Genomic DNA, 6,428 nt, shown 5'->3' with positions numbered 1-6,428 from the left:
GAGTAAATAAAATAGAGGGTAATGTTATTTTTAGTAACAAAATTACAAATGTTGCAATTCACGCTCTCAAGTTCAACATATTCCGTAAACATTAAAAAAAAACGCATTTTTGGTGATCAAAAACACAAAAAGGGAGCTTTCGCTCCCTTTTGTTTGTTTAGTTAGATTTCTATCGCAAAAAAAGTTTTTGGTAATTTTTGGTCGTTTGTTCAGCAACCTCTTTCATTGATACCCCTTTTAACTGGGCGATATAAGCCGCAACTTCGACTACATATGCAGGCTGATTCTCTTTACCACGATATGGAATTGGCGCCAAATATGGCGAATCCGTTTCGATCAGCAACCTATCTAGAGGTAGGTTTTTCACAACGTCTTTAAGTTCTGTGGCTTGTTTAAAGGTCACAATTCCTGAGATCGAGATATAGAAACCTAATTCCATTGCCGCTTCAGCGAACGCTTGATCTTCAGTAAAGCAGTGAATCACACCACCACACTTCTCTGCTCCACCATCGCGTAAAATAGCTAACGTATCTTCACGCGCGTTACGCGTGTGGATGATCAAAGGTTTATTAAGCTCAACAGCCAACTCAACGTGCTGCTTGAACCTGAGCTGTTGTAGCTCTGCAGTCTCTGGTTGGTAATGATAATCTAGGCCAGTTTCACCAATCGCCACCACTTTAGGGTTGCTCGCGTACTCACGCATTCTGTCTAAACAGAAGTCGCTCTCTACGTCGAGAGGGTGAACGCCACACGAAGCCTTAACGTTATCAAACGGCGAGATCATCTCAAGCATGTTTTCAAACGAATCCAACGTCACACCGACAGAAAGCAGTTGGTCAACGTTGGCTGCTTTCGCTTTATTAACCACGTCTTCTACGCTGGTGTGTAAATCTTGGTAATCCAGTTTGTCTAAATGACAATGGGAATCTACGAACATGTTTCCTCGCAAGTGGCTATCAGCCAATTCATTATGAGTAGCTCCGTATTGAGCCCAGGGTGTAGCTTGAACTGCTCAATCAATATCAGCAGTTTATTCGACGCTGCATAAGCACTTTGATAAGACATCACCTCACACAGTGCTTTCGCACTCGGAATGATAGCCTGATTAGCTAAACCAAAATGCAGCTTTTGTACATCTGACAATAAATGCCAAAGCCAGCTAAGTTGAATCAAAGGGTCTTTGCTAAGCTCTGTAGAGAACTTCAGCATGTCGGGTTGAGTGCCTTTTATCACATTCACAAAGCCATCGAGCGCTTTTGTTGAAGCTTCGACGCCACCTTGATCAAACATTGCTTTCGCTTTCAGGGGGGCGTTGTCGTTCAATGTCAGTATGTACTGAGGAACCGTTTTACCGACTTCTCCATTTAACCATGCCGATCCTGCATCTAATTGTGGACACACCACATTAAATTGCTGGCAACGGCTAAGAATAGTTGGCATTAAGCGATTACTGTTACGCGTTGAAAGGATGAAAATACAATTACTCGCAGGTTCTTCCAGTGTTTTCAACAGCGCATTAGACGCCGATTCATTCATCGCTTCAGCCGGACTCAGCAAAATGACACGCAAGCCACCCAACTGTGACGATTGTTGAGCCCAGCGGTTACTCGCACGCACTTGGTCAACGGTAATCGATTTACCTTCTTTCTCAGGTTCGATCACATGGAAATCCGGGTGACTCCCCGACTTCATCAGTTCACAACTGTGGCAAAATCCGCACGCTTCACTTTCGTAATTAACACACATCAATGCATCGGTAAGTTGGCTAACCAGCGCTTCCACACCAAGCCCTTCAGGCGCATTAACGATCACAGAGTTAGGAAAACGTTCTGCATCGAGACTTTTTTTCCACTCACTCCATACCGGTGTGAGCCAAGAATACACTTCAGCCATGACTACCTACTGTTTATTGAGCCAAGCACTGAGCGCGACTTTAATATCAGCGGCTACTTGCTCAAGCTCTTGCTGTGCATTAATCACGAGTACAGAATCGTCTTGCCCTGCAATTTCTAAGTAACGCTCACGCGTGCGATCGAAAAATGAGATGTCCATCTTTTCGATTCTATCAAGCTCACCACGACCTCTAGCACGCTCTAGCCCGACTCTAGGGTCTAGGTCCAAATATAGTGTTAAATCTGGCTTAAAACCGCCTAGCGTGGTTTCTTTCAGTGATTCCATCGTAGTGCGTGCGATCTGACGACCACCACCTTGATAAGCTTGAGATGACATATCATGGCGATCACCCAACACCCATTTACCACTGTCTAGTGCAGGCTTGATGACGTTTTCTACTAATTGAACACGCGCTGCGTACATCAGCAGCAACTCAGTCATGTCTTGAAGCTTCTCGCCCTCGTGTTCTTCTTTGACCAACGAGCGCATCTTCTCGGCAAGCACGGTACCACCGGGTTCACGAGTATTAACGATGTCAGCGACACCGGCTGTTTTCAATGTCTCAACGATGGCATTGATTGCTGTACTTTTGCCAGCACCTTCAAGGCCTTCAACCACGATAAATTTCGACTGATTCATAATTCTTTCTTTATTTGTTTTTTCTTAATTGCTTTAAGTAAGCTCGTACTGCACGGTTATGCTCAGTCAAACTCTTTGAAAATACGTGACCGCCCGTTCCACTCGCAACAAAATACAGGTAGTTGCTCTTCTCTGGATTCAGAGCCGCGTTGATAGACGCTTTACCCGCCATCGCGATCGGTGTTGGCGGTAAACCGCTCATTGTATAGGTGTTGTACGGCGTTGGTGTGCGTAGATCTTTCTTTCGAATATTACCCTTGTAGCTAGCACCCATGCCGTAGATAACCGTTGGATCAGTTTGCAAACGCATACGCTTGTTCAAGCGGTTAACGAACACAGAAGACACACGCTCACGCTCAGAAGCGACAGCAGTCTCTTTTTCGATGATAGACGCAAGAATTAAAGCTTCATACGGCGATTTAAGAGGCAGCTTATCGGCTCTGTTTTCCCACTCATCATTGACCACGTTCATTAGATCTCGGTGGGCGCGTTTCAACAAATCTAAATCCGTTGTGCCATAGGTGTAGTGATACGTTTCCGCTAAGAAAAGACCTTCAAGCTTTTCATTTTCGATACCAAGCTTTTGTGCGATCTCTTTTTCAGAAACATCATTCAACGTCTGCTGAATGAATTCGTTGTCTTTTAGCTGAACAAGCCACTCATCAAAACGACTGCCCTCTACGAAGGTAATAGTAAATTGGTGCTCTTTCCCTTCTACAAGCACTTGTAACGCCTGTTCTAGGGTTAAACCTGGTTCGAGCAGGAATGTACCCGCTTTTACGTCTACAAGCTCAGGATGTAACTTACGGATTAATTTCTCGTAAGGAGAAGCCTCAAACAGCCCTTCATTAATCAACTGTGCGAGGACGCGGTTAAAGCTGCTGCCTGAAGCAACAGTAACAACTTGTGGTTTTTCCAATTGAATAACTTGTTTCAGGTTATCTTGCGCTTGGTTGTAAACATAAAAACCAGCAGCCACGGCTGCGATTAGGCACAAGATAATAAAAATAAATAACTTTTTGATCACGAGTTTAGTTGTCCTTGAAGGCTACGAGTAACGGTTCCAATGTTGAATTGGGTATCACTAATACGGGTAACTGGGGCAACCCCTAAAATGGAGTTGGTCATGAAAACCTCATCAGCTTGCATGAGTTGAGATAAGCAGTAGTCACTAATAGTAACGGAAAGTTCAGCTTGATTCAGCGCGGTTAACACTTGCTTACGCATAACCCCTGCAACGCCACTTTGCGTCAGTTGAGGAGTGTGAATCGTCTGCCCTTTTCGCCAAAACAGATTAGCCATGGTGGTTTCAATCACGTTACCTGATATATCCAGAACCACGCCATCCACTTCACCGGCCTGATCCATTTCATCTTTCATCAAGATTTGCTCAAGGCGATTATTGTGCTTATGACCGGCCAATAATGGGCTCAAACCCAGTGCTTGTTGGCAGATACCGAGTTCTACACCGGAATCTTGCCACGCGAAATAATGACTTGGGTAATCAAATGTACTGATGGTTATCGTTGGCTTGGCGATATTCTTGGTACTGTAGCCACGACCGCCTGCCCCACGGCTAACGTGCAGCTTGAGCCCTGCTTTTTCATTATGAGGCTTGTTTTTTTCTTGAAGATTCGTTGAACCATCAAGGCTCTTTGTACCAGGAGGCGCATTGTGTTGGATATGTTCAAGTGCATTATCGAGCCAAAGGTTAACCGTATTCCAATCAAGTTCGGAAATGCGTAACGCTTTAAGACAATCATCAACACGACGCTGATGATCGTGAAAATATTGAATCTGGCCATCTTGAACAAGCATGGTAGTAAAACAGCCGTCTCCATACTGAAACGAGCGATCTAAGATATCGACAGTTTGCTGACTTTCTCCATCAACCCAAAACATGTTTTTCCCCATAAAAAGAAACGGCTCAATGCTAAAGCATCGAGCCGTTTAAAAACAGTTCTAATTATGACTATCTACGATGTTTGACTCTTATATAAGATGATTAAATCTTTTTGAAGATCAAACAGCCGTTAGTACCACCGAAACCGAATGAGTTACATGCAGCATATTCCATGCCGCTAACTTTACGCGCGGTGTGAGGTACTAAGTCAATATCTAAGCCTTCTTCAGGATCATCTAAATTGATTGTTGGTGGAACAATTTGATCAATTAGAGACATCGCTGTGATGATAGCTTCAGCAGAACCCGCAGCACCTAGAAGGTGGCCTGTCATTGACTTCGTAGAAGAAACCAAGACTTGCTTGCTGCCTGCTTCGCCAAGAGCACGCTTGATGCCCTTCACTTCCGCTACGTCACCTGCAGGAGTCGAAGTACCGTGTGCGTTAACATAACCGATTTGTTCACCAGTAATGCCAGCATCACGCATAGCCGCTTCCATTGCTAGTGCGCCACCAGAACCATCTTCACTTGGAGATGTCATGTGGTAAGCGTCACCCGACATACCGAAGCCAACTAGCTCACAGTAAATCTTAGCGCCACGAGCTTTAGCATGTTCATACTCTTCAAGAACCATCATGCCTGCACCGTCACCAAGAACGAAGCCGTCACGGCCTTTGTCCCATGGACGAGAAGCTTTTTGAGGCTCATCGTTACGAGTAGACAGTGCTTTAGCCGCACCAAAACCGCCCATACCTAGTGGTGTCGATGCTTTTTCAGCACCACCCGCTAGCATTGCGTCAGCATCGCCGTATGCAATCATACGAGCCGCGTGGCCAATGTTATGTAGGCCAGTCGTACATGCTGTAGAGATCGCGATGTTTGGACCGCGTAGGCCACGCATGATAGACATGTGACCCGCAATCATATTCACGATCGTCGACGGTACGAAGAACGGGCTGATTTTACGAGGGCCTTTTTCAGTTAGAGCCTTGTGACCGGCTTCGATCAAACCAAGACCACCAATACCAGAACCGATAGCAACGCCTACACGAGGAGCGTTTTCTTCAGTAATAGTTAGGGCTGAATCATCTAAAGCTTGAATACCTGCTGCGACGCCGTACTGGATGAACAAGTCCATCTTACGAGCATCTTTTTTAGTCATATACTCTTCGCAGTTAAAGTCTTTAACTAGACCTGCAAAACGAGTTGAGAAATTGGTTGCATCAAAATGATCGATATTAACGATACCACTTTGACCAGCTAGCAGGGCTTTCCAAGAAGATTCTACAGTGTTGCCTACCGGCGACAACATACCCATGCCAGTGACAACTACACGACGCTTGGACACGATATTACACTCCGGGGATTGAGGTGATTTAAGATGAGGATAGATGAGTTAGATAAAACACAGGCGGTCGAGGTGACCGCCTGGGAGAGATTATTACTGAGCGCTAGTTACGTAATCGATAGCAGCTTGAACAGTAGTAATTTTCTCAGCTTCGTCATCTGGAATCTCAGTGTCGAATTCTTCTTCTAGAGCCATTACTAGCTCCACTGTGTCTAGAGAATCTGCACCTAGGTCATCAACGAAAGAAGCTTCGTTTTTAACTTCAGCTTCGTCTACACCTAGCTGTTCAACAATGATTTTCTTTACGCGTTCTTCGAGGTTGCTCATTTTTTCTTTTCCTTTACAGAGTTCGCTTTATGCGATGTTTTCCGTAGTTTATTCAATCTATTGAAAGTTGCAAGGTCAACTTTTCTGGTCAAACCACAATTTTCACGATTTTAACCGAAATTACGTATGATCTTGACTTAAATCATGCACAAATGTTGCACATAATTTACACCATGTACATACCGCCATTGACGTGAAGTGTTTCACCTGTGATATAAGCTGCCGCAGGTGACGCCAAAAATACCACAGCTTCAGCGATTTCGCGAGGATCACCTAGTCGACCTGCTGGTACATTCGCCAAAGTTACTGCACGTTGGTC

At 44.8% G+C, this 6,428-nt stretch carries 8 protein-coding genes; all 8 read right to left on the bottom strand.

Going from position 1 to position 6,428, the window contains the following annotated elements; genetic code table 11:
- Positions 1–169: 169 nt before the first annotated feature.
- Positions 170–937, bottom strand: coding sequence for a TatD family hydrolase (locus AB4496_RS18090; protein WP_009848983.1), 768 nt, complete (start codon positions 935–937; stop codon positions 170–172).
- Complete coding sequence (locus AB4496_RS18085; protein ID WP_009848982.1) at positions 928–1,893, bottom strand: DNA polymerase III subunit delta'; 966 nt, start codon at positions 1,891–1,893, stop codon at positions 928–930. Before AB4496_RS18085 ends, AB4496_RS18090 begins: the two co-directional genes overlap by 10 nt.
- A 6-nt stretch (positions 1,894–1,899) precedes the next feature.
- A complete protein-coding gene (tmk, locus tag AB4496_RS18080; protein WP_009848981.1) occupies positions 1,900–2,532 on the bottom strand; it encodes a dTMP kinase in 633 nt (210 codons plus the stop codon).
- A 10-nt stretch (positions 2,533–2,542) separates the two neighbouring features.
- On the bottom strand, positions 2,543–3,559 hold the full coding sequence (gene mltG / locus AB4496_RS18075; protein WP_009848980.1) for an endolytic transglycosylase MltG: 1,017 nt from the start codon (positions 3,557–3,559) through the stop codon (positions 2,543–2,545).
- Positions 3,556–4,434, bottom strand: coding sequence for an aminodeoxychorismate lyase (gene pabC / locus AB4496_RS18070; protein ID WP_009848979.1), 879 nt, complete (start codon positions 4,432–4,434; stop codon positions 3,556–3,558). The genes mltG and pabC overlap by 4 nt, the downstream gene beginning before the upstream one ends.
- A gap of 103 nt (positions 4,435–4,537) precedes the next feature.
- Positions 4,538–5,782, bottom strand: a complete 1,245-nt coding sequence (gene fabF / locus AB4496_RS18065) for a beta-ketoacyl-ACP synthase II (protein ID WP_004736554.1) — start codon at positions 5,780–5,782, stop codon at positions 4,538–4,540.
- Between the two features lie 93 nt (positions 5,783–5,875).
- Positions 5,876–6,109 (bottom strand): acyl carrier protein, encoded by a 234-nt coding sequence (gene acpP, locus AB4496_RS18060; protein ID WP_012603569.1) that lies wholly within the window; start codon positions 6,107–6,109, stop codon positions 5,876–5,878.
- A 166-nt stretch (positions 6,110–6,275) separates the two neighbouring features.
- Positions 6,276–6,428, bottom strand: a 153-nt coding sequence (locus AB4496_RS18055; RefSeq protein ID WP_372131543.1) for an SDR family oxidoreductase, incomplete at its 5' end; no start/stop codon positions are given.

Origin of the sequence: Vibrio sp. 10N.222.46.A1, from assembly GCF_041473595.1 — a bacterium.
Classification (GTDB): Bacteria; Pseudomonadota; Gammaproteobacteria; order Enterobacterales; family Vibrionaceae; genus Vibrio; species Vibrio tasmaniensis_A.
The sequence above is the reverse complement of the archived record's forward strand: the minus strand, read 5'-3'. Positions and strand labels throughout refer to the sequence as shown.

Coding starts and splice junctions, on each gene's coding strand:
- AB4496_RS18090 (WP_009848983.1), bottom strand. CDS start 937: ATGTTCGTAGATTCCCATTGTCATTTAGACAAACTGGATTACCAAGAT.
- AB4496_RS18085 (WP_009848982.1), bottom strand. CDS start 1,893: ATGGCTGAAGTGTATTCTTGGCTCACACCGGTATGGAGTGAGTGGAAA.
- tmk (WP_009848981.1), bottom strand. CDS start 2,532: ATGAATCAGTCGAAATTTATCGTGGTTGAAGGCCTTGAAGGTGCTGGC.
- pabC (WP_009848979.1), bottom strand. CDS start 4,434: ATGTTTTGGGTTGATGGAGAAAGTCAGCAAACTGTCGATATCTTAGAT.
- acpP (WP_012603569.1), bottom strand. CDS start 6,109: ATGAGCAACCTCGAAGAACGCGTAAAGAAAATCATTGTTGAACAGCTA.